The organism is Bradyrhizobium sp. USDA 4353, from assembly GCF_054063215.1.
The window spans coordinates 1,309,727-1,331,494 of the sequence record NZ_JBSSGB010000001.1 but is presented as its reverse complement, the minus strand read 5'-3'; the positions used below and the strand labels follow the sequence as shown (position 1 = coordinate 1,331,494).

Here is a 21,768-nt window from a genome sequence, read left to right as displayed (position 1 = left end):
GAGCCTCACGCTTTCGCTGACAGCGGCATCGTCGACCGGCTCGCCTCGCGCTTGGCTGCATCGATCCGTCGCAGCAGCTCGATATAGGTCAGTCCGACCTGATCCCAGCCATAGGCCTGCGCGGTGGTCTGTGCCCCCTGGCGCAGGCGTTCCAGCAGAGCGGGATCGGCAAAGGCAGCGGCGATCTTCGCCGCGATGTCCTGAGCGTCCATCTCGATGCGGAAGCCGTTGATGCCGTCGTGGAGATAGTCCTCGATGCCGCCGACCGGGGTTGCGAACACCGGCACGGCGCAGGCCATCGCCTCCATGCAGACCAGCGAGAAGGTCTCATAGCTCGTCGGCAGCACGAAGGCGTCGGCGGCGGAGTAGAGCGCCGGCATGTCGGCGCGTGCGCCGGCGAAGATCAACCGGTCACGCGCCTTGTCCGCAAGCTTCTTGTAGGGAGCGGGATTGTCGGAGCCGACGACGAGCAGCCACGCGTCATCGCCGAGCTTCTCCAGCGCGCCGACGGCATGGGCCAGTCCCTTGCGGCTGAATTCGTGGCCGACGAACAGCAGCACGCGTGCGTCGGCGGGAATGTCGAACTCGCGGCGGATCTCCTGGCCGGCTCTTTCGTCGCGTTTGAACCGGGTGAGATCGATGCCGTTGGAGATGACGTGAATACGCGACGGCGGCACGTGATAGATGCGTTGTAGCTCCGCGGTCACCCTCTCGGAGACAGCGACGAAGGCGCGATAGCGCAGGCCGCCGATCATGAAGCGGTCGCGCAAGGCCACCCAGAGATGCATCGGGTTGAGCAGCCAGCGCCAGCGGCCGGCGGCGCGCTTCTCTGCAAGGCTCTGCGCATTGACCGCATGGACGATCAGCACGTCGCCTTTGAGACTGTCGCCGTGGCTGATGACCACGGCGTCGGGATGACGCGCCAGCGCCCGCGTGGCCGCCAGCGTGAACAGGGGGACCACGATGGCGCGGCCGATGTGCCGGAACACTCCGCGGGTCGGAATCCGCGCCAGCCATGGCGCGACGCGCTCCACCTTGATCGACCGTTCGAGATTCTCGGCGACCGCGCTCGCCAGCACGACATTCGATAAACCATTCCGGCCGAAAACGCGCGCCAGCTCGATGGCGACGGTTTCCACGCCGCCGGCATTGCTTATCTCTTGAACGACCTGGACGATCTCAAAAGTCATTACGGATATTTACGGGATTAGGCCTTGCGACTTCGTTCCAATCTGCTGGTCATTAGCATAGCGCTCTTAACGTTTGGCTCGGCAAGGCCTGGCCTTGCCGACGATCTCAACGGTTCCACGATCCGCGATCGCATCGGCGGCGGTAATCTCGTGACGCATCTCGCCGGCAAGAGCAGCGAGCTCTATCAGGCGCTGCACGGCGTCGGCGCGCGGATGGGGCGGATGGATTCCTATGGCTGGCGCACGCTGGCGCGGGTGCCGACGCCGCGGGATTTCGACGCCGCGATGCTGGAGGCGCACAAGAACGGCATCACGCCGCTGATCCTGCTCGAATATGAGGGCAGCTATCAGACGCTGAACCCGCCGCAGCCGATCGGCTCTTATCAGGATTGGTTCGCCGCTGGAGCGGCGATGGCGAAGCGGTTTCGCCCCGGCGGCGACTGGGGCCGGGAGAACGGTATTTTGGACTGGGGCGCGACGATCTTCACGGCGGTCAACGAGCCCGACGTGCAGGCGACGATCCCGCGCCAGGACTATCACGACGCGCTGGCGGGGCTGGCCGACGGCGTCCACAGCATCGACCCCAAGCTGCGCGTGGTTCCCGGCGGCTTCGCGACCTGCAATTCGCACGGCGATGCGACGTTGCGCGGCTACGGCCCGGCGATCGCCGATCTGCTCGCGGATGGGCGGCTCGACGGCATCGACCTGCACACCTACTACAATGACCGCGGGTATCCGATGACGAGGGGACGTGCCTTCTCGGTGCAGACCTGCTTCGATCGGATCAAGCAGGCGATGGGCCTGACCCGCGACGTCAACTTCTACAGCACCGAGTTCAACATCGCCCGGGCCGGGGCCTGGGAGGGCGAGCAGGTCGCGGCCAGATTGTTTCTGAGTGCGATCTGGGATCAGCTCGCCGTCGTCGGGAAGGATGGCCGCTCGCCGGTGTCCGTCATCGCCTTCCCGTGGAATCTCGGCGACACGCCGGATGTCGACGGTCTCGCTTACGCCATGGCCAGCGGCAAGGACCCGTGGGTCCCGGAGGCGCGCAGCCAGGTGCTGAAGACGGTGCTGCAGCTCGCCGGCCACATGCGGATCGTGTCGATCGACCGCCGCCTCGCGTTGTATCGGCTGAGCGGCGCGGATGCCGAGCTGATCGTGTGGCAGAACATTGCCGGCTGGACCGACCGGCCTGGCCGTGCCGTGGAAATCGAGCTGCCGGCGTGGGCGCGCAGCCTCGAGGTCTGGGGATGGGATGGGTTGCAGCGTCGCATCGACGTGACGCCTGGCCGCTTCTTTGTCGACGGCCTCAATGCCGATGAGACCTATATGTTTCGCATACCGCGGACGTGATCGGCGTGCCGGACACCGGTCGAGCCGCCACTACGTCCGGGTTTCGCTGACGCCGTTAACCCGATGGTAAGGCCGGCACGACGTGGCTCACTGCGCCCCGAGCTTTTTACGATAATTGCATGCGTGACGGATCCCTCCTGCACCTCCCGGTGCGGGACAGCTCTGGGGTGATGCTGGAATGCAGCCGATCAGGAAGGCTGAGACGGTGAGTGACACGGCGGCGCAGGCACAGCCCGTCGCCGGCGTGCGCATTCGCGAAATCAGGACCGCGGACCTTGCCGCGGTCGCAGCGCTGCTGACACGCGGATTTGCTTTCCGCAGCGAGGCCTATTGGCTGCGCGGGCTGGAGCGCCACGCGGCGCGCCCGCGGCCGGCGGGCTTTCCGGCCTTCGGCTATTGCCTCGATCATGGTGGTGTGCCGGTCGGTGTCATCCTGCTGCTGTTCTCGAACGTGCAGGCCGATGACGGTGCTGTCGTCGTCAGGGCCAATGTCTCGAGCTGGTATGTCGAGCCGGCGTTCCGGGCGTTCAGCTCGATGCTGGTGCGCGCGGCGACGCGTGACAAGACCGTGACCTATTTCAACATCACGCCGGCCCCGCACACCTGGCCGCAGGTCGAGGCGCAGGGATTCTCGGTGTATTGCAGCGGCCAGATCTACGCCGCGCCGGCCTTGTCCCGGCCGGTGGCCGGCGTGACCATCGATGAACTCGTCGAAAGTGCTGTTGAAGGTCTCTCCACCTATGAGATCGATCTGCTGCGGCAGCACGCGGATTGGGGCTGCCTGAGCGTGGTCGCGCGCGAGGCCGGGGTCGCCAGCCCGTTCGTGTTTCAGAAGCACCGCGTGAAGAACATTCTGCCGATTTACCGTCTGCTGTATTGCCGCGATATGGCGGACCTCACGCGGCTTGCCGGCAACCTCGGGCGTTTCCTGCTCCGGCGCGGCGGCCTGCTGGTCCGGCTCGACGCCAACGCCGCGATGCCGGAGCTCGTCGGCTGGTACTCGGACAAGCGCGGCCGCAAATATGCCAAGGGCCCGCACCCGCCGCGCCTCGGCGACCTCGCGTTCACCGAGGCTGCGCTGTTCGACGCGTGAGCTATGACGGATGCAGCGCGATCGAGGTGCTCTGGCCGGCGTTGCGGACGGCTCACTCGTGGTGGGCGCAATAGCGGAAGCCGTGCTGCTTGATGAGCTCGTCGCGCTTTGCCGATTCGAGATCCTCGCGCATCATTTCGCGCACCAGCTCCTCGAATGTCGTTTGCGGCACCCAGCCGAGCTTCTGCTTCGCCTTGGAGGGATCGCCGAGCAGGGTCGCCACCTCGGTCGGACGGAAGTAGCGCGGATCAATCGAGACGAGGCACTTGCCGGTCGCGGCATCGTAGCCCTTCTCGTCGACCCCTCTGCCCTTCCATTCCAGCGTGAGACCGATCTCCGCCGCTGCGAGCGCGACGAAATCGCGGACGGAATGCTGCACGCCCGTGGCGATGACGTAGTCCTCGGCCTCGTCCTGCTGCAGCATCATCCATTGCATTTCGACATAGTCGCGCGCATGGCCCCAGTCGCGCATGGCGTCGAGATTGCCGAGATAGAGATGGTCCTGCAGACCGAGGCGGATGCGGGCCAGCGCGCGGGTGATCTTGCGGGTGACGAACGTCTCGCCCCGCACGGGTGACTCGTGATTGAACAGGATGCCGTTGCAGGCGTAGAGGCCGTAGGCCTCGCGATAATTCACGGTGATCCAATAGGCATAGAGCTTGGCCACGGCATAGGGTGAGCGCGGGTAGAACGGCGTGGTCTCGCGCTGCGGGACCTCCTGCACCAGCCCGTAGAGCTCGGAGGTCGAGGCCTGGTAGAACCGCGTGTCCTTCTCGAGCCCGACGATGCGAATGGCCTCCAGCAGCCGCAGCGTCCCGAGACCATCGGCATTGGCCGTATATTCCGGCTCCTCGAACGACACGGCCACGTGGCTCTGGGCTGCGAGATTGTAGATCTCGTGCGGGCGCACCTCGCCAACGATCCTGATGAGGCTGGAGGAATCCGTCAGGTCGCCATAGTGCAGGCGGAACGGCGGATCCGGCTCATGAGGGTCGAGATAGAGGTGATCGATGCGATCAGTGTTGAACAACGACGAACGGCGCTTGATGCCGTGCACCTCGTAGCCCTTGCTTAGCAGCAATTCGGCGAGATAGGCGCCATCCTGCCCCGTCACGCCGGTGATGAGGGCCCGCTTCTTGGCCATAAGAGATCAGTGCCCCCGATTGAACCGCAGCCGCATCGTCCGTGTGGCCTCCGGCCAGCCCGGCTTGCGCCCAGGGCCAGACCTTTGCGGCAGATGCCTTCGCTCCGTGATGACCGGCACAGTCGAAATCTCCCTCATGGATCATTGTCCCCGGCAACGGAGGAGGTCATCCATGCTCTACATTCTCGATCTGGTGCTGGCAGCTATGCTGCTGTTCTTCTTGTTTCTGCCGATCACGGATCGCCGGACCGTCATCATGAAACTGGGCATGATGATGGCGGTCATGTTGCTGTTCGGTGTGACTCTGGCGGCGCCGCATGGCGCAGCGCCGGCCAGTCCTTCCGTCCAGGCTGTCCTGCTCACGGGCAGGTAACCACGGACGGATCTTACACTGCGAGCGCCACAAGGGGCTCGCAGCGACCAAGCGGCGTCTCATTGGCAGGGTGGTCCTGATCGTGTAGCACCGGTCGGACGCCACGCGCACTCGGAGGGTCCGGATGCCTGCTCTTGCCCATGCGTTGCTCGCCGCTCTCAAGGACCATGGGGCCCGCGAGATCTTCGGCATTCCCGGCGATTTCGTGTTGCCGCTGTTCAAGGTCATCGAGGACAGCAACATCCTGCCGAGCGTGACGCTCAGCCATGAGCCGGCGGTCGGCTTCGCGGCCGATGCCGCGGCCCGCTATCATGGCGGGCTCGGGGTCTCCGTCGTCACCTATGGCGCCGGCGCCTTCAATGTCGTCAATGCGGTGGCCGGCGCCTATGCGGAGCGCTCGCCGGTCGTCGTCATCGCCGGCGCACCGGGTGCGCGCGAGCGCGTCTCCGGCTTCCTGCTGCACCATCAGGCGCGCACGGTGGATACGCAGCTCGCGGTGTTCAAGGAGATCACCTGCGATCAGGCCGTGCTCTCGGATCCCGCCACGGCGCCCGCGCAGATCGCGCGCGTGCTGCGCAGCGCCAGGGAGATGTCGCTGCCGGTCTATCTCGAATTCCCGCGCGACATGGTCGATGCCGAGGTCGAGCCCGTCGTGCCGCTGCCGCCGCGACGGGCCGACAAGGAGGCGCTCGACGAATGCGTCGACGAGATCCTGGCGCGGATCGCCCGAGCCGAGCGCCCGGTGATCGTCGTCGACGTCGAGATCCGCCGCTACGGCGTCGAGGATCGGATTGCGGCGCTGGCGCGCAAGCTCGGGCTGCCGCTGGTGACGACCTTCATGGGACGCGGCCTGCTGGACAAGGCCGACGATGTCGTCGCCGGCACCTATCTGGGCGCGGCGGGCAATCCGGCGATCACGCATCTGGTCGAGGATGCCGACCTGGTGCTGATGCTCGGCGTCATCCTGTCGGATACCAATTTCGCGCTGTCCAACCGCGCGCCGGATGCACGGCGTATGATCCTGGCCTCCAGCCGCGAGGTGCAGATCGGCCATCACGCCTATCGCGACATGCCGCTCGGTGATCTGATCGATGCGCTGGAGCAGCGCGCCACGCCGCGGACGGCCGCCGGCGGGTTGCCCCGGCAGCGCTCGGCCTATCCGCGCGGGCTCGTCGCCGATGACCAGCCGATCGCGCCGTCGGACATCGCGACCGCGATCAATGACATGTTCGACCGCCACGGCCGGATGCCGATGACCTCGGACATCGGCGATTGCCTGTTCACGGCGATGGAGATCGACAACACGGCGCTCGCCGCGCCCGGATATTATGCCGGCATGGGGTTCGGCGTGCCCGCCGGCATCGGGGTCGCCACGACCGGCTTGCGGCCCCTGATCCTGGTCGGCGATGGCGCGTTCCAGATGACCGGCTGGGAGCTCGGCAATTGCCGCCGCTACGGCCTCGATCCGATCGTCGTACTGTTCAACAATTGCAGCTGGGAGATGCTGCGCGTGTTCCAGCCGGAGTCGCGGTTCAACGACCTCGACGACTGGCACTATGCCGAGATCGCCAACTCCATCGGTGGGGCGGGTGAGCGGGTCACCACCCGCGGCGAGCTCGTCGCCGCGCTCGAGCGTGCCTTCCAGCGTCGCGGCCGTTTCTCGCTGGTCGAAGTGATGCTGCCGCGCGGCAAGACCTCGGACACGCTAGCCCGTTTCGTGGCCGGCTTCAAATCGGCCCGCGAGCGCATGGCGAAAGGCTGAGAGCTGCGGCAGGATCAATACGACCAGGGCCGGAGCTACTGCACCGCCTTGTCGTGATTGGCGAGCCCGATCGCCTTGTAGTCATAGGTCGGATAGAACTCGGTCCGATACGCGCCCCACGCCGTGGTTTCGAAGATGCGGTTGACCTCGCGCAGGCGTGAGGCAGGCAGGCGGAGCGTCACCACCTGGCCGATCCCCATCACGACGTTCCAGCTCACGACCTCGATGCCGGCCGGCGGGAACGCCTTGTAAAAGCCCTGGCGCTCGAGCTGCGCGTTGAGCTCGCTCAGCGGCCGCGACTGATCGTGCTTGAGGAAGATGGTCAGCAGCACGGCGTTGTCCGCGGTCGGCGCTGCGGCGGCGGACTCGGGCGCGCTCTGTGCGCTGCTGTTCGAGCTCGTCAGCGCGCCACATGCCATCGCCAGTGCCATCAGCAATATCCTGCTCGCCTTCACATCGTCCTCCATCGTTCCATGGTTCAAGATAATCCGTCTGATCGTCGGCGCGATGACACGCCACGGATTTGTGCAGAGAAGACGATGGCGATGCCGCCGTGTTCCTGAGCGACTGGAGGTGCGAAGCGGGAGAGGAGCTGTCAAGCCTGGGGCGGCGAGCCCCGTCCGGGGCCGTTACGGCGGAGCGCCGGATGCGGAAGGGCGTCAGCCGGTCGCCGAGCGCAGGGCCGTCTTGATCGCGTCGCGGCCTTTCCAGGCGAAATAGGTGAGGCGGTCCCCCAGCGAGCGATGGCTGCGCAGCCGGTTGGAGCCGAGCACATGTCCGACCTCATCGGGGAAGCGCTTGACCTCGGCCTGCACCATCTTGTCCGTGTTGCTCATGATGGCGTTGAGACGGTTGCCCCATTCCGACTCCTCGATCCGGTCGATGCGGACCTGGATGGCATATTCGATGTCATAGATGCTGGTCAGGATTTCCTTGGCCGTCACCACGCGGTTGTTCTTCAGCGCGATCCGCAGCGCGAGGCGCTTGTCCTCGAGCTGGTCGAGCACCATCGGCACGGTCGCCGCGTAAGGCGCCGAGATCACATCCGCGACGTTCTTGCTGCGCGCAGCTTTGGTCGCCAGCCGCATCACCTGCCAAGGCTCCTTCAGCCGCTTGGCGACCAGCGTCAAGGCAAAGGGAACGGCTTCCGGCTCCTTCTTGCGCAGGCCATCGAGCAGCAACGCCATCTTCTTGACCTGGGGGTCGTCGAACTCGGCGATCTTGTCCGGCAGCGAATCGGCGAACTTCGCCAGCTCCTCGCGGGCGCGCAGCGCCTTCATCAGCTTGACCACGTCGTCGAACACGGACGGAGAGGCGGTGTAGGCCTTGAGCTTGGTGCGGACCTGCTCGATGCCGTCGGCCCGCGCCAGCGTGCCTTCCAGCGACTTCGTGACCTTGGTCTGAAATGCGCTGGCCGCCTGGCGGATCTCGCGCTGCTTGTCTGCGGCGATCAGATCCTTCATCTGCGCGTTGTAGTCGCGTGCCATAGTCGGCAGCAGGTCGCGCGAAATCCACTCCCAGATCGGGGTCAGCGACCCCCGCGCGATGCGGCCTTCATTGGCATGCTCCGGCGAGCCGTCGATCAGGAGCTGCTCGATCGGCATGAAGAAGTAGCGCGACGGATTGATGGTGCGATGACCGCCGGCGCCGCTGTTGCGGATCTCGGCGCGCAAACGCGCCTGGAGATCCGCCGACCCCGGCATCTCGACCCCACTCAGCTCCAGCCGCTCCAGCTCGCTGAGCAAGCAGCTCCGCGTCAACGGCGACAACCGCTGCAGGAATTCCCAGATCCGGTCGACGGGGCCCATTGTCGTGTCTGGCTGTCAGCTCGAGGTCTCAACCGCTCGTCTCAGGGGACGAGAACGGGGGCATCGAACCACGAAACAGTTGGTGCCGAATTAATATCAGTAAACAATCGTAGGAATGCACGATTGGCCTGGAACTCCCGATCGAGGCTCCTTTCACTTCGGCCGTCAAGCGATGGCTCTCCTGGCGGGTTAACTCTTGCTGACAACAACCTGTGGGAGAAATTATCGACGATTGCGCGAGTTAGCGCTGCGACCCGTATTGCTACGGGCTCAGATATTAACCATGTTAAAGCCGGGGCTGCGACATGATGAGCCATGGCACAGCTCGGCAACAGCCTTTCCGACGATCGCGCCGCCCCCATTCCGGCGGACACGAAAGTTAACGACCAGGGCCTTTCGGGGCACCGGGAGAGCGCGCTCCACGCCGGGGATCAGGACGCGCTCGCTCTCGCGCAGCAGCTCAACGGATCGCTCACCGCGCTGATGCTTTACATGGGCGAGATCAAGCAGCGCAGCGACGAGATCGCCAGAAGCCCTGGCGAACGCCGTCACGTCCAGCTGGTGGTCGACAACGCGCTGCAGCAGACCGAGCGCGTCTGCGCCCTCGTGAGCAGAATGTCCGGCGCGCAGGGACAGCCTGCTCCACTGTCACGGACGGCGGCTAGCGGACCGGCGCCGATCGCCGCCATGGCGCGCTCCGGCCGTGCCAGCAATTCGCTCACCCCGCGCGAGCGCGAGGTTCTCAAGCTGATCAGCGAAGGCCATTCCAACAAGGAAGGCGCCTTGCGCATGGGCATCAGCCCGCGCACCTTCGAGAGCCATCGCGCCGAGGCCATGCGCAAGCTCGGGGCGCGCAACACCGCAGAGCTCGTGCGCGCAGCGCTTCTCAACCAGATCGGATGATCTCATCCGATCTGGGCGGACTTCGCGTTCGGGTCTGAGGGGAATGGCCGACGTCATCACGGGAGCCGCTCCGTTCGGCGAACGGAGCGGGTGCGCGCCGCCTGGCGGCTAGAAGTAGTCCTCGGCGAAGGGACGAACCCGCGAGGTCGGCCGCAGCGGGGCCTGGGCTTTGGGCGGCGTCGGCACGATCGTGATCGTCCAGCGCGGCGGCACGCTTGCTTCCTTTTCCATGACGGAGCGGACGTGGCCGGTGATCGTCGAGCCACCGGACTTCACGGTCGCGGTCCGACCGTTGAACTGCGCAATTCGGAAACGCCTGACTTCCTTCTGGTCGGCGGTTTCAAAAGTAAACATGGGACACATCTCCTATGTGACCCCGAGTGTCGCAGCTCATGATTAGTTGATTGTGAAAATTGTGAACCGTAGAAGTACGGCGTCAACCCCTTGGTAGGGAATATGAAGATCGCGTTCTACGAATCCCCGTTGTGAACGATTTGTTGGTCGTCTCGCTTCGCCAAGATCGGGCTGATCGAAGCACGAGGGATCTGCGGCGGCGCGAGCCGCCTCAGGGCGCCGATCCGTGACCGCAGTTACAGATCGCGGCGAGCTTCAGTATTGCAGCTCCTGGGCCCTTGCCGCGGCGTAGGCGGCGTCGATGTTGTCGAGCAGCTCGGAATACTCCTTGGCCGACAGACGAGGCGCGCTCTTCTCCAAAGCCAGCGCATAGGTCGCCAGTCGCCGGTAGCCGAAGGTGCCGGCCGCACTCTTCAGCGAGTGGGCCTCGCGGCCGATCTTGATCCGTTCGCCGTCGAGCGACAGCTTGCGGAACAGCTTCAGCCTCGCATCCGTTTCGCTGAAGAACACATCGCGGATCTCCTGGGCGGCGTCGTCGCCGATCTCACCCACGAGCTCCGAATAGGCTTCGCGATCGAGCGCCGGCTCGGGTGCAACCTCCGCCTCCGCGGTCATCTCGGCCGGCCTGACGTCCTGCCCCGCCGGCACCAGCGGGGCGACATCTGCAGCCACCATCTCCATGATCGGCGTCGGCCCAGGCAGCACGCGCAGGATGGCTTCCACCAGCGCCTTCTTGCGAGCCGGCTTGACGACGAAATCGTTCATGCCGGCCTCGCGGCAGGCGCGGATGTCTTCCATGAAGGCGTTCGCGGTGAAGGCGATGATCGGTACGTTGGAGCGGCGTTCGCCTCGGGCGCGAATGGTTCGCGTCGCCTGGAAGCCGTCCATCTCCGGCATGCGAACGTCCATCAGGATCAGATCGTAGTTGAAGCGGCTGGCCGCGGTGACGGCCTCGGCGCCGTCGCAGGCGGTGTCGGTCTGGACATCGAAGTCCTTGAGCATCTTGGTCGCGACGAGACGGTTGGTCGGATTGTCGTCGACCACGAGCACCCGCAGCGGCCGGCCATAAGTGGCGATCCGGTTCTGCAGCGAGGCGTAGATGCTGTCGTCGTTCTGCTCGGGCACCGCGACCGTCTCGGCAATCGGCAATGTCAGGCGGAAAGAGAAGGTGGAGCCGCGGCCCAGTGTCGAGGTGACCTTGATGTCGCCGCCCATCTGCTCGGTCAGGCGCTTGCAGATTGCGAGCCCGAGGCCGGAGCCGCCGAAGCGCCGGCTGATCGAATTGTCGGCCTGCACGAAATTCGCGAACAGCGCGCCGATCTTGTCCTCGGCGATGCCGATGCCGGTGTCGGTGACCGTCCATTCCACGGTCGCCTTCTCGTCGTCCTTCTCGATGCAGCGCGTGGTCACGACGACTTCGCCCGAGGACGTGAACTTGACCGCGTTGGACACGAGGTTGAGCAGGATCTGGCGGATGCGGCCGGCATCGCCCACCAGCGCCGGCGGCAGCGTGGGATCGCTGACGTTGCGCAGCTTCAAGTCCTTGGCGGAGGCGCGCGGGCCGATGATGCTGAGCGTATTGTGGACCAGCGCCTCGGCGGAGAAGGCGATGTCCTCCAGCGACAGCTGGCCGGATTCGAGCTTGGAGAAGTCGAGGATGTCGTTGAGAATCTCGAGCAGATTGTCGCCGGCATTGTGGATCGCGACCACGGAGCGGCGTTGCTCGGGGTCGAGATTGGTTTCCAGCAGCGTGGTGGCAAGCCCGAGCACCGCGTTCATCGGCGTGCGGATCTCGTGGCTCATCATCGCGACGAAAGTGGATTTCGCGGCATTGGCCGCCTCGGCCGCCTCGATCAGGTGCTCATGGCGTTCCCACCAGCGCGAGATCAGGACTGCGGCAGCCAGGACCGCCATCGCGCTCATCAGCGAGGTGATGACGAGCAGCGTCGCCATCGCGCGCCAGGCCTTCAGCACATGCTGCTCCGGCACCGAGATGACGATCATCGCAGGATAGTTCGGCAGCATCTGCGCCGCACGCAGCCGCATCTCGCCGGTTCGTCCCGAGGGCTCGCGCAGCACGCCGCCGGCCGACAGCGTCCGCTGTCCGAAGCCCGAGGTCGGCTTGCCGATCTCGCTGGTGGGCGGGAAATGCGCGAGCAGCGTGCCATCCTCCCGGATCAGCGACACCGCCGCTTCCAGCCCCAGCGAGGTGGAGCCGAAGAAGTTCTCGAGATAGGGCACGGACATGGCGCCGAGCATCAGGCCCATGAACTCGCCCTTCGAATCGTCCAGCCGCCGGGCGAAATAGATGTTCCAGGTGCCGTCGCCGCGGTTCTGAACAGGTGCCGAGACATAGGTCTTGAGCGTCGAATCGCCCTTCAAGGCCTTGAAATAGTCGCGGTCGGCGATATTGACGCTGGGGATCGGCCAGTAGCGCGAGAAGTTGAGCAGCTTGCCCTGGCTGTCGATCAGGGTGACAGCATCGATCTGCGGCAGGCCGGCGATCTTCTCCTTGAGCAGCAGATGGGTCTGATGGTCGGAGGCGATCTTGCGATAGGCGTCCTCATCGATGGCGCCGCCGCGCGCGAGATAATCGCGAACGCTGGAGAGCACGAGATCGACGGATTTCACCGTGCGGTCGGCATTCTCGGCGAGCGTGAGGCTGTGGCGGCTGAGGTCTTCCTCGGCATGTTGAAGCGCGCTCTCGCGCAGATTGCTCAGGAAGAACAGGTTGCTGCCGGCGATGATGCAGATCAGGATCAGCGCGATGGCCGCCGGCGCTCCCAGGAAACGTTTCTTGTTGCTCATTGTCCGCTACCGGCCCGCCGCTTTCACCAGCCGCTCGTGGTCGGTCTTGTGTGCGATCTGCTTCAGCGTCTGCCTGAGCAGCGTCAGATTGATCGGTTTGGGAAAGGGTGGGTAGACGTTCAGCTCGAGAAAGCTTCCGAGGCGCAGGGACTCGTAGAGCGCGTCTTCTTCGGATGCGCTGATGATCAGCACCGGTCCCCGGAACTTGAGCTCCGCAAGATGGTCGAGAACCTCGGTTCCCGATCGCTCGCCGAGCCCGAGATCGAGCGTCACGCAGTCGAAATGTCTGGTCTGAAGGATCTGAGCGGCGGCGTCGACCGAGGTGACGCCGGTCGTGTTGAAGCCGGCCTGGGCTGCGATCTTCCGTAAGATGGAGAGATGCACGTCGGCATCTTCGATCACGAGGAGTTCGTTGCGCATGAATTCTCTGTCCCGTTGCCGGCCTCGCACGGTTGTCGGCAAGCAGGCTCTTGTCTATCGGCCGGCTCTGACCCCCTCGTAAATTTTGGTTTCCGTACAACTACGGAGTGCGTTCAGCCGAACGATCGAATTGCGCTTTTGCGAGGTCATGCCGGTTCGTTGTTCGAACAGAAAAACGGCCGGACGAATGTCCGGCCGCGGTCTGCAGCACTCGCCAGGCGGGTCTATTCGGCGGGCCCGAATACCGCTTCCATCTTGGTCTTGAGGGTCGCCGCGTTGAACGGTTTGACAATGTAGTTGCTCACGCCGGCCTTCTTGGCGGCGATCACGTTCTCGGTCTTGGACTCGGCGGTGATCATGATGAACGGAGTCTTCGACAGCTCCGGGCTCGCACGAACCTCCCGCAGCAGGTCGTAGCCGGTCATCGGCTCCATGTTCCAGTCGGAGATCACCAGGCCATACTTCTTCGCCTGCATCTTGGCGAGCGCGGCCGATCCGTCGCTGGCGTCGTCGACGTTCTCGAATCCGAGCTGCTTCAGCAGGTTGCGGATGATCCGAATCATAGTGGCGTAGTCATCGACCACCAGGATCGGCATCGACAGATCAAAGGCCATGTCATTACTCCGCGCGTTTGGTCAAAAGCCGAACACGGGCGAGATAGGTCAGCACGAACATTATTCGACGCTTCTTGGAACTCGCGCTCGTCAGCACCTCGACAATTATCAGTGCCCGTTGAACAGCGCGTTAATTCCGCCGCGGTCGGCGGTACGGATCGTGCGGTGGACCGTAGTTGTACGGAACAGCGTCCGAAACCTGGTCGGCAGCCGCGGAGCGTACGGCGGAGTCTTGATCGGGGGCCGCTCGATCCGCGCTGCGCGGGCCGGCGCGACGCTCAGGGCAGGGAGCGCGGACGCACCAGCTTCTCGTAGTGCGACCTGACCGCTCCATAGCACTCGCAGGCGGTCTTCTTCAGCCCGTCCAGATCGATGATCTCGATATGGCCGCGGCTATAGTGAATGAAATCCGCCTGCTGCAACGTGCTCGCCACCAGCGACACGCTGTTGCGACGCGCCCCGATCATCTGCGCCAGCGATTCCTGCGTGATGTAGAGCTTGTTGCCGCCCGACAGGTCATGCGTCTGCAACAGGCAGCGGGCGAGCCGGGATTCGACCGTATGAGCCGCGTTGCAGCCGGCGGTCTGCTGGCTCTGCACGTAAATGGCGAGCGCGTGCCTCAGCAGCAGCGCGCGGAAGGTCGAGCTCTGCTCGGCTGCGATCCTGACACGGTCGATGTCGACGACGGAGGCGGTGCCGGGCACGAGGACGGCCGCGCTGTTGAGCACGACCGGATCGCCCCCCGCGAGCAGCGACATGCTGCCGAAGAAGCTGTCCCGCCCGATCATGGCGACCTGCACCCGTTCGCCCCGCGCCAGGTTCACCACCAGGGAGATGACGCCGCGATGAGGAAAGTAGATGCGCGCAAGCTTCTCGCCGACTTCGGCGAGCACGGAGTCCTGCACCAGATCGACGGTCCGCAGATAGGGGCGGATCAGCTCGAAATCATCGTCTGATAACGATGACAGGAAGCCGTTCGGAGAACGCAAGCTGGGGTCCAAAGCCATCTCCTGCATTGCAGTACGGAGCCTCTCGGATCTCAATGCACTCATGGTTCCATAGAACTGCGTCACGCCCGCTGACAAGAAAAATAACAGGTAAGATTCCCAGTTGCGTCTGCTGATTGATGTTGTGCTCGTTGTCGTGCAGAGGGGCGCGAAACAGACCAATCGTTCTACTGATGCAACGTTCCTATGAGGCATGCTGCGATTCAACGCGGTCTGTATACAGGCTGTGTCCGTGGCACGTGGCGCCGGCGATCTCAGCCGGCGTGAAGGCGCCGTCCTCGATGATCACGACGCTGTCGCGGAGTTCTCGCGCTTGGCTCTTCGCGAGGAGGAGCCCGCCTGCCGTCATCATTGACAGCGGACATCCTGAGGCCAAAATCGCTAACAAGCGCGCTGATTCGTTGACGGATCTTTGTCCGTCGGAATGCAACTCTGGTCTCGGATGAGTGGCATCAGTCTCCTCCTGCTCCAGCGGTGACGATCTGATCGTCATCGCTGAAAGCGAGGTCCTCAGGCTGATGATGCACTCAGCGGGAGAGCGATCGATGCGCGATCAAGGGTCAGCAATGATGCTGAAGGCCGCGGCGAAGCTGACCACTGCCGCGCCGCCCTGTGCGCGTTCTCCTGGCAAACTCTCTCCTGGCCAACCTGCTCCTGGCAAACCTGCCGTCTCTCTCAACTGATAGCTTAGGACTCATGGCGCTTCCCATCCATCAACGGACCGACCAACCGTCATCAGCAGATCATGCCGCGCGCCCTGCGAGCGAGAGCGCTGATCCGGCCATGACCGACGTCAATCCCGGGCTCGCGATCGTCGGTCAGGTCGCCGGCGGCCTGCTGCATGACTTCAACAACATCCTTACGGTAATCACGGGGACGATCGACATTCTCGCCGAAGCCGTCGAGGACAGGCCGGAGCTCGCGGCCGTGGCGCGCCTGATCGACGAGGCCGCAACGCGCGGGGCACGATTGACGTCGCAACTGCTGTCGTTTGCGCGAGGACGCCCGCCGCGCCCGTGCAAGGTCGAGCTGGCGGAGCTGCTGACGGATGTCGGGCGGCTGCTGCGGCCGACGCTCGGCACGGAGGTCGAGGTCACGACGTCCGACGCTTCGGATGTGCCGGCGGTGTTCGTCGATCCGGGACAGCTGATGGCCGCCCTGCTGTGCCTTGCGATCTCCGCGCGCAACGGCATGGCTGCCGGGGGTAAGATCGACATCGAGGCCGTCTGCGTCGATGCGCCCGCATCCGACGGCGAGGTTCGGATCGTCTTGCGGGCCTCGGCGCATGACCACGACGCTGCGCTTGCCGCGCCGATATTCAATGACATTCGGATGGTCGAGGATTTCGTCCGGCGCTCGAACGGACGCCTCGAGCTCGGCGCGCCCGCGGCGGCGGCGAGCATCGAGATCGTTCTGCCCCGGGCGCGGCCTGATCTGATTTAGTCCGCTGGCGGCCGACATAGTTAGCAACGTCCTAACGACTGAGCTCCGTCGTCGCCGAAACGCGGCGCCGGCGGCGGCTCCGCGCGGCGTCGACCGATCCAAATCGGCGAAACCCGCCGGTTTTCTCGTATTTAATCAAGTTGATTAGCAGCCGATTAGGATTAACGGCGGCAGCGGAGCCGATGCGCGGCCGTTCCGAAGTCAATTTAAGGAACGGGTAGGATTCCTGGGAACAGTCTGCCCCATCGCCGACAGAACGGTTCGGCGATCTCATGTTCATCCAGAAGGGAATGACAATGTCAGGTATCGTACTCTCGGCGTCGGTCCGCCAGAATCTGCTCTCGCTGCAGTCGACGGCTCAGCTCCTCGCCACCACCCAGAACAACCTCTCCACGGGCAAGAAGGTCAACTCGGCGCTCGACAACCCGACCAACTTCTTCACCGCGCAGGGGCTCGACAACCGCGCTTCCGACATCTCCAATCTGCTCGATGGTATCGGCAACGGCGTGCAGGTCCTGCAGGCTGCCAACACCGGCATCACCTCGCTGCAGAAGCTCGTCGACAGCGCCAAGTCGATCGCCAACCAGGTCCTGCAGAGCGCGGTGGGCTATTCCACCAAGTCGAGCGTGACCTCCGCCGCTCTCACCGGCGCGACCGCCACCAGCCTGCTGGGCGCCAGCACGACGGCTGTGACCGGCACGGCCGTGCTGAACGACAACACGACCGCTGTCGCGATCACCGGCAGCACCAAGCTGTCGGGCACCGCGGGCACCTCGTCGAACGACCTGGCCACCGGCATCACCTCGGGTGAGACGCTGGTCGTCAACGGCACGACCTTCAGCTTCGTCACCGGCACGTCCTCGACCGGCACCAGCATCGGCATCGGCGACACCGTGTCGAACCTGCTGTCGGCGATCCAGACGGCGACTGGCGTGAGCTCGTCGATCACCGCGGGTGCGATCACCCTGACGCCTCCGGCGGCTGGATTGACGCTCTCGGGCAGCAGCGGCACCTTGGCCAAGCTCGGACTGAGTGCTGTCGGCGACGGCCTGGCAGGACAGACCTTGACGATCGGTGCCACAGGAGGTGGCACGGCGACCAGTATCACCTTCGGCCTAGGAACAGGGCAGGTGAACTCGTTGAACGACCTCAACGCGAAGCTCGCAGCCAACAATCTGCAGGCCTCCGTCGACTCGTCGACCGGCAAGATCTCCATCACCACGACCAACGACGCGGCCTCGGCCACGATCGGTGCGATCAGTGGTACGGCGGCTGGCTCCAGCCAGGCCTTCAACGGCCTGACGGCGGCGGCTCCGGTGGCGGATGCGACGGCGCAGACGCAGCGTGCCAACCTGGTCTCGCAGTACAACAACGTGCTGGCGCAGATCAACACGACCGCTGCCGACTCGTCGTTCAACGGCATCAACCTGCTGAATGGCGACACGCTGAAGCTGACCTTCAACGAGACCGGCAAGTCGACGCTGTCGATCACCGGTGTCACGTTCAACTCGGCGGGCCTCGGCCTCTCGAGCCTGACCTCGGGCACCGACTTCCTCGACAACAACTCGGCGAACAAGGTGATCAAGGTGCTCAACACCGCCAGCTCCACGCTGCGCGACGAGGCCTCGACGCTCGGTTCGAACCTGTCGGTCGTGCAGGTCCGTCAGGACTTCAACAAGAACCTGATCAACGTGCTGCAGACCGGCTCGTCGAACCTGACGCTCGCCGACACCAACGAGGAAGCGGCCAACAGCCAGGCGCTGTCGACCCGCCAGTCGATCGCGGTGTCCGCGCTCTCGCTCGCCAACCAGTCGCAGGCGAGCGTGCTGCAGCTGCTGCGCTAAGGCGCGGGCGGCACCTATCGAAAATCGGAGGCGGCGGGGCATGTCCCCGCCGCTTTCGGCTAGACGATCCGGGATCCACGCCGGTCTGGTTCGACATCGACGGATGCTGCGCAGAGGCGCGGAGATGCACGCGACGTGCCCGTCGAAGAGAACGCCGCACGCCGGCGATGCCGCTCCCGCCAGGAGAGTTGGGCCATGCCCTTGCGGGTCGAGCTGAAGCCGTTCGAGCGCATCGTGATCGGTGACAGCGTGATCGTGAATTCGAACACGCGCGCGCGCTTCATCGTCGAAGGTGATGCGCCGATCCTGCGCGAACGTGACACCGTCACCGCTGAGACGGCCGATACGCCCGCGAAGCGCCTCTACCTCTGTGTCCAGACGATGTATCTGAAGAACGACGCGATCCGCTATCGCGCGTCCTATCTCGCCTGCATGAACGAATTGCGCAGGGCGCTTCCGGATGCCGCCGGCCAGGCCGAGCTGGTGGACCGTCACGTCACCGAGGGCGCACTTTACAAGGCGCTGAAGGAAATCCGGGCCTTGATCGAGCGCGAGGACCGCGCCGCGGTGCAGGCCGAAGCGGTGCCCTGACCGTCGGGCGGCGTCCGCACGGCCGGCGCGCCCGATGATGAATATACGGTCCGTATTTGCACGGACGTTAAAATTAACGGGACGGAGAAAAGCCCCGCCTAACGATGGAACCAGGAAAGTCCGTTGAGCCGAGCGATGGGCGGTTTCGATCCGCTCGCCCCTGGCAAAAGCACTGGACCGACCATCGCTCTGACAGGATCAGCGGTCGCCTTGCGATCGCAACGTCACTTCTTGGAAGGCCAGTTTCATGGACGATCTGTTGCGTGAGTTCCTGACGGAGACCAGCGAGAGCCTGGATACCGTCGACAATCAGTTGGTGCGGTTCGAGCAGGAGCCGAACAACGCCAAGATCCTGGATAACATCTTCCGCCTGGTGCACACGATCAAGGGGACCTGCGGCTTCCTCGGCCTGCCGCGGCTGGAAGCACTGGCGCACGCTGCCGAAACCCTGATGGGCAAATTCCGTGACGGCATGCCGGTGACCGGCGAGGCCGTGACACTGATCCTGACCACCATCGACCGCATTAAAGATCTGCTGGCGCAGCTCGAAGCCAATGAGTCCGAGCCCGAAGGTGAGGACCGCGATCTCATCAGCGAGCTCGAGGCGATGGTCGAGCGCGGCATGGCCGCGATGGCCGCGGGCACAGGCGAAGCCGCGCCGCCGCTGGCCCCGGCAGCGCCCGCAGCCGCCGCGCCCGCCCCCGCGACGACGCAGGGCAGCCTGATCGATCAGACGCTAGAGCGTCCGCTGCGTCCGGGCGAGGTCTCGCTCGACGAGCTGGAGCGCGCCTTCCGCGAGACCGCGATCGAGACCCCGCCGGCGCATGAGAAGGCGGCCGAGCCGAAACCTGCCGACAAGCCTGCAGAAGCCAAGGCGCCTGCGCCCAAGGCCGAGCCCGCCAAGGCGGAGGCGAAAGCCGAAGCTCCGAAGAAGGCGGCGCGCGCCAAGGCGAATGCCGACGGCGAGGTGCAGGAGAGCGACAAGGTCGCCAACCAGTCGATCCGCGTCAACGTCGACACGCTCGAGCATCTGATGACGATGGTCTCCGAGCTCGTGCTGACGCGCAACCAGCTCCTGGAGATCGCCCGCCGCAACGAGGACACCGAGTTCAAGGTGCCGCTGCAGCGTCTGTCGAACGTCACCGCCGAGCTGCAGGAGGGCGTCATGAAGACGCGCATGCAGCCGATCGGCAATGCCTGGCAGAAGCTGCCGCGCATCGTCCGCGATCTCGCGACCGAGCTCGGCAAGCAGATCGAGCTCGAGATGCACGGCGCCGACACCGAGCTCGACCGCCAGGTGCTCGACCTGATCAAGGATCCGCTCACCCACATGGTGCGCAACTCGGCGGACCATGGTCTCGAAACCCCCGCTGAGCGTGCAGCGGCCAACAAGCCGGACCAGGGCACGATCCGTCTCTCCGCCTATCATGAAGGCGGTCACATCATCATCTGCATCGCCGACAACGGCCGCGGCCTCAACACCGAGCGCATCAAGGCCAAGGCCTTGGCGAACGGTCTCGTCACCGAGGCCGAGCTCGAGAAGATGACGGAAGCGCAGATCCACAAGTTCATCTTCGAGCCGGGCTTCTCGACCGCGGCCGCCGTCACCTCGGTGTCGGGCCGCGGCGTCGGCATGGACGTGGTGCGCACCAACATCGACCAGATCGGCGGCACCATCGACATCAAGTCGGTTGCCGGCGAAGGCTCGTCGGTGACCATCAAGATCCCGCTGACGCTCGCGATCGTCTCGGCGCTGATCGTCGAGGCCGGCGGCGACCGCTTCGCGATCCCGCAGCTGGCCGTCGTCGAGCTGGTGCGTGCGCGCGCCAACTCCGAGCATCGCATCGAGCGCATCAAGGACACCGCCGTCCTGCGCCTGCGCAACAAGCTGCTGCCGCTGATGCATCTGAAGAAGCTCTTGAAGATCGACGACGGATCGTCGTCGGATCCGGAGAACGGCTTCATCGTGGTGACCCAGGTCGGCAACCAGACCTTCGGCATCGTGGTCGACTGCGTGTTCCACACCGAGGAAATCGTGGTCAAGCCGATGTCGACCAAGCTGCGTCACATCGACATGTTCTCGGGCAACACCATCCTGGGCGACGGCGCGGTCATCATGATCATCGACCCCAACGGCATCGCCAAGGCGCTCGGCGCCGCCGGCACCGCCTCGCAGGCTGTCGCCGACGAGCATGCCGCGCATCATGCGATCGGCGGCGAGCAGCTCACCTCGCTCCTGGTGTTCCGCGCCGGCACGGCGCATCCCAAGGCGGTGCCGCTGGCGCTGGTCACGCGGCTGGAGGAGATCGCGGCCGACAAGATCGAGATCTCGAACGGCCGCTACATGGTGCAGTACCGCGATCAGCTGATGCCGCTGGTGCAGATGGAAGGCGTTGCGGTGCAGACCACCGGGTCGCAGCCGATCCTGGTGTTCGCCGACGAGACCCGCGCGATGGGCCTCGTCGTCGACGAGATCATCGACATCGTCGAGGAGCGGCTCAACATCCAGGTCTCCGGCGCCAAGGACGGCATTCTCGGCTCGGCCGTGATCAAGGGCCAGGCGACCGAGGTGATCGACGTCGGCCACTTCCTGCCGATGGCCTTCGCCGACTGGTTCATCCGCAAGGAGATGAGCACCGAGGCGCTGACCCGCTCCGTGCTGCTGGTCGACGACTCGCCGTTCTTCCGCAACATGCTGGCGCCGGTGCTGAAGTCGGCCGGCTACAAGGTGCGCACGGCCTCATCGGCGATCGAGGGCCTCGCCACGCTGCGCTCAGGGCAGACCTTCGACATCGTCGTCACCGACATCGAGATGCCGGAGATGAACGGCTTCGAGTTCGCCGAGACCATCCGCGCCGACCAGAACCTGCATCATTTGCCGGTCATCGCGGTGTCGTCGCTGATTTCGCCGGCTGCGGTCGAGCGTGGCCGCCAGGCCGGCCTCTACGACTACATCGCCAAGTTCGACCGTCCCGGCCTGATCGCGTCCTTGAAGGATCAGTTCGACGAGCGTGAACGCGCCGAAGCGGCCAAGCGTGCGGCTTGATATGACGACCAGCAG

General features: G+C 64.8%; 18 protein-coding genes. 9 read left to right on the top strand and 9 right to left on the bottom strand.

Translation table 11 applies throughout. From position 1 onward, the window contains the following. Positions 1 to 5: 5 nt before the first annotated feature. Positions 6 to 1,190 (bottom strand): glycosyltransferase family 4 protein, encoded by a 1,185-nt coding sequence (locus ACVILH_RS05875; RefSeq protein WP_456712055.1) that lies wholly within the window; start codon positions 1,188 to 1,190, stop codon positions 6 to 8. 132 nt (positions 1,191 to 1,322) lie between these two features. On the opposite strand from ACVILH_RS05875, the gene ACVILH_RS05870 reads away from it, so the two are divergent. Together ACVILH_RS05870 and ACVILH_RS05865 are read left to right on the top strand one after the other, a co-directional pair. Beyond that, the gene (locus ACVILH_RS05870; protein ID WP_456716881.1) at positions 1,323 to 2,543 is read left to right on the top strand and encodes a hypothetical protein; all 1,221 of its coding nucleotides are present in this window, start codon (positions 1,323 to 1,325) and stop codon (positions 2,541 to 2,543) included. 178 nt (positions 2,544 to 2,721) lie between these two features. After that, entirely contained in the window at positions 2,722 to 3,636 is a 915-nt protein-coding gene (locus ACVILH_RS05865; RefSeq protein WP_456712054.1) for an acyl-CoA acyltransferase, read from the top strand. 52 nt (positions 3,637 to 3,688) lie between these two features. Here the strand turns inward: ACVILH_RS05865 and gmd are convergent, their stop codons facing one another. Further along, entirely contained in the window at positions 3,689 to 4,780 is a 1,092-nt protein-coding gene (gene gmd, locus ACVILH_RS05860) for a GDP-mannose 4,6-dehydratase (protein WP_456712053.1), read from the bottom strand. A gap of 172 nt (positions 4,781 to 4,952) precedes the next feature. Here gmd and ACVILH_RS05855 point away from each other — a divergent pair, with 172 nt between their 5' ends. Together ACVILH_RS05855 and ipdC are read left to right on the top strand one after the other, a co-directional pair. Beyond that, a complete protein-coding gene (locus ACVILH_RS05855; protein WP_456712052.1) occupies positions 4,953 to 5,153 on the top strand; it encodes a hypothetical protein in 201 nt (66 codons plus the stop codon). A gap of 124 nt (positions 5,154 to 5,277) precedes the next feature. After that, positions 5,278 to 6,915 (top strand): indolepyruvate/phenylpyruvate decarboxylase, encoded by a 1,638-nt coding sequence (gene ipdC, locus ACVILH_RS05850; RefSeq protein WP_456712051.1) that lies wholly within the window; start codon positions 5,278 to 5,280, stop codon positions 6,913 to 6,915. A gap of 35 nt (positions 6,916 to 6,950) precedes the next feature. On the opposite strand, the gene ACVILH_RS05845 is transcribed toward ipdC, so the two are convergent. Together ACVILH_RS05845 and ACVILH_RS05840 are read right to left on the bottom strand one after the other, a co-directional pair. Next, a complete protein-coding gene (locus ACVILH_RS05845; protein WP_456716880.1) occupies positions 6,951 to 7,334 on the bottom strand; it encodes a hypothetical protein in 384 nt (127 codons plus the stop codon). A gap of 240 nt (positions 7,335 to 7,574) precedes the next feature. Beyond that, positions 7,575 to 8,723, bottom strand: coding sequence for a hypothetical protein (locus ACVILH_RS05840; protein ID WP_456712050.1), 1,149 nt, complete (start codon positions 8,721 to 8,723; stop codon positions 7,575 to 7,577). Positions 8,724 to 9,038: 315 nt separating this feature from the next. Here ACVILH_RS05840 and ACVILH_RS05835 point away from each other — a divergent pair, with 315 nt between their 5' ends. Further along, the gene (locus ACVILH_RS05835; protein WP_456712049.1) at positions 9,039 to 9,626 is read left to right on the top strand and encodes a response regulator transcription factor; all 588 of its coding nucleotides are present in this window, start codon (positions 9,039 to 9,041) and stop codon (positions 9,624 to 9,626) included. 108 nt (positions 9,627 to 9,734) lie between these two features. Here ACVILH_RS05835 and ACVILH_RS05830 read toward each other — a convergent pair whose 3' ends face one another. From ACVILH_RS05830 to ACVILH_RS05810, 5 genes are all read right to left on the bottom strand, one after another. Next, complete coding sequence (locus ACVILH_RS05830; protein WP_006614403.1) at positions 9,735 to 9,980, bottom strand: hypothetical protein; 246 nt, start codon at positions 9,978 to 9,980, stop codon at positions 9,735 to 9,737. 255 nt (positions 9,981 to 10,235) lie between these two features. Continuing rightward, positions 10,236 to 12,788 (bottom strand): ATP-binding protein, encoded by a 2,553-nt coding sequence (locus tag ACVILH_RS05825; RefSeq protein WP_456712048.1) that lies wholly within the window; start codon positions 12,786 to 12,788, stop codon positions 10,236 to 10,238. A 6-nt stretch (positions 12,789 to 12,794) separates the two neighbouring features. Continuing rightward, on the bottom strand, positions 12,795 to 13,208 hold the full coding sequence (locus tag ACVILH_RS05820) for a response regulator (protein WP_456716879.1): 414 nt from the start codon (positions 13,206 to 13,208) through the stop codon (positions 12,795 to 12,797). A 224-nt stretch (positions 13,209 to 13,432) separates the two neighbouring features. Next, positions 13,433 to 13,822, bottom strand: a complete 390-nt coding sequence (locus tag ACVILH_RS05815) for a response regulator (RefSeq protein WP_006614400.1) — start codon at positions 13,820 to 13,822, stop codon at positions 13,433 to 13,435. A 278-nt stretch (positions 13,823 to 14,100) separates the two neighbouring features. Next, positions 14,101 to 14,823 carry a Crp/Fnr family transcriptional regulator gene (locus tag ACVILH_RS05810; RefSeq protein ID WP_456712047.1) on the bottom strand — a complete coding sequence of 241 codons (723 nt, stop codon included), beginning with the start codon at positions 14,821 to 14,823 and terminating at the stop codon, positions 14,101 to 14,103. A 702-nt stretch (positions 14,824 to 15,525) separates the two neighbouring features. On the opposite strand from ACVILH_RS05810, the gene ACVILH_RS05805 reads away from it, so the two are divergent. From ACVILH_RS05805 to ACVILH_RS05790, 4 genes are all read left to right on the top strand, one after another. Beyond that, positions 15,526 to 16,272, top strand: coding sequence for a histidine kinase dimerization/phospho-acceptor domain-containing protein (locus tag ACVILH_RS05805; protein WP_456712046.1), 747 nt, complete (start codon positions 15,526 to 15,528; stop codon positions 16,270 to 16,272). Positions 16,273 to 16,568: 296 nt separating this feature from the next. Next, on the top strand, positions 16,569 to 18,116 hold the full coding sequence (locus tag ACVILH_RS05800; protein WP_456712045.1) for a flagellin N-terminal helical domain-containing protein: 1,548 nt from the start codon (positions 16,569 to 16,571) through the stop codon (positions 18,114 to 18,116). Between the two features lie 195 nt (positions 18,117 to 18,311). Next, positions 18,312 to 18,707 (top strand): flagellar biosynthesis repressor FlbT, encoded by a 396-nt coding sequence (gene flbT, locus ACVILH_RS05795; RefSeq protein ID WP_456712044.1) that lies wholly within the window; start codon positions 18,312 to 18,314, stop codon positions 18,705 to 18,707. Positions 18,708 to 18,954: 247 nt separating this feature from the next. Beyond that, positions 18,955 to 21,753: a hybrid sensor histidine kinase/response regulator gene (locus ACVILH_RS05790; protein WP_456712043.1), complete on the top strand. Its 2,799-nt coding sequence runs from the start codon at positions 18,955 to 18,957 to the stop codon at positions 21,751 to 21,753. Positions 21,754 to 21,768 lie beyond the last annotated feature (15 nt).

Coding starts and splice junctions, on each gene's coding strand:
- ACVILH_RS05875 (WP_456712055.1), bottom strand. CDS start 1,190: ATGACTTTTGAGATCGTCCAGGTCGTTCAAGAGATAAGCAATGCCGGC.
- ACVILH_RS05865 (WP_456712054.1), top strand. CDS start 2,722: ATGCAGCCGATCAGGAAGGCTGAGACGGTGAGTGACACGGCGGCGCAG.
- gmd (WP_456712053.1), bottom strand. CDS start 4,780: ATGGCCAAGAAGCGGGCCCTCATCACCGGCGTGACGGGGCAGGATGGC.
- ACVILH_RS05855 (WP_456712052.1), top strand. CDS start 4,953: ATGCTCTACATTCTCGATCTGGTGCTGGCAGCTATGCTGCTGTTCTTC.
- ipdC (WP_456712051.1), top strand. CDS start 5,278: ATGCCTGCTCTTGCCCATGCGTTGCTCGCCGCTCTCAAGGACCATGGG.
- ACVILH_RS05845 (WP_456716880.1), bottom strand. CDS start 7,334: ATGGCATGTGGCGCGCTGACGAGCTCGAACAGCAGCGCACAGAGCGCG.
- ACVILH_RS05840 (WP_456712050.1), bottom strand. CDS start 8,723: ATGGGCCCCGTCGACCGGATCTGGGAATTCCTGCAGCGGTTGTCGCCG.
- ACVILH_RS05835 (WP_456712049.1), top strand. CDS start 9,039: ATGGCACAGCTCGGCAACAGCCTTTCCGACGATCGCGCCGCCCCCATT.
- ACVILH_RS05830 (WP_006614403.1), bottom strand. CDS start 9,980: ATGTTTACTTTTGAAACCGCCGACCAGAAGGAAGTCAGGCGTTTCCGA.
- ACVILH_RS05825 (WP_456712048.1), bottom strand. CDS start 12,788: ATGAGCAACAAGAAACGTTTCCTGGGAGCGCCGGCGGCCATCGCGCTG.
- ACVILH_RS05820 (WP_456716879.1), bottom strand. CDS start 13,208: ATGCGCAACGAACTCCTCGTGATCGAAGATGCCGACGTGCATCTCTCC.
- ACVILH_RS05815 (WP_006614400.1), bottom strand. CDS start 13,822: ATGGCCTTTGATCTGTCGATGCCGATCCTGGTGGTCGATGACTACGCC.
- ACVILH_RS05805 (WP_456712046.1), top strand. CDS start 15,526: ATGGCGCTTCCCATCCATCAACGGACCGACCAACCGTCATCAGCAGAT.
- ACVILH_RS05800 (WP_456712045.1), top strand. CDS start 16,569: ATGTCAGGTATCGTACTCTCGGCGTCGGTCCGCCAGAATCTGCTCTCG.
- flbT (WP_456712044.1), top strand. CDS start 18,312: ATGCCCTTGCGGGTCGAGCTGAAGCCGTTCGAGCGCATCGTGATCGGT.
- ACVILH_RS05790 (WP_456712043.1), top strand. CDS start 18,955: ATGGACGATCTGTTGCGTGAGTTCCTGACGGAGACCAGCGAGAGCCTG.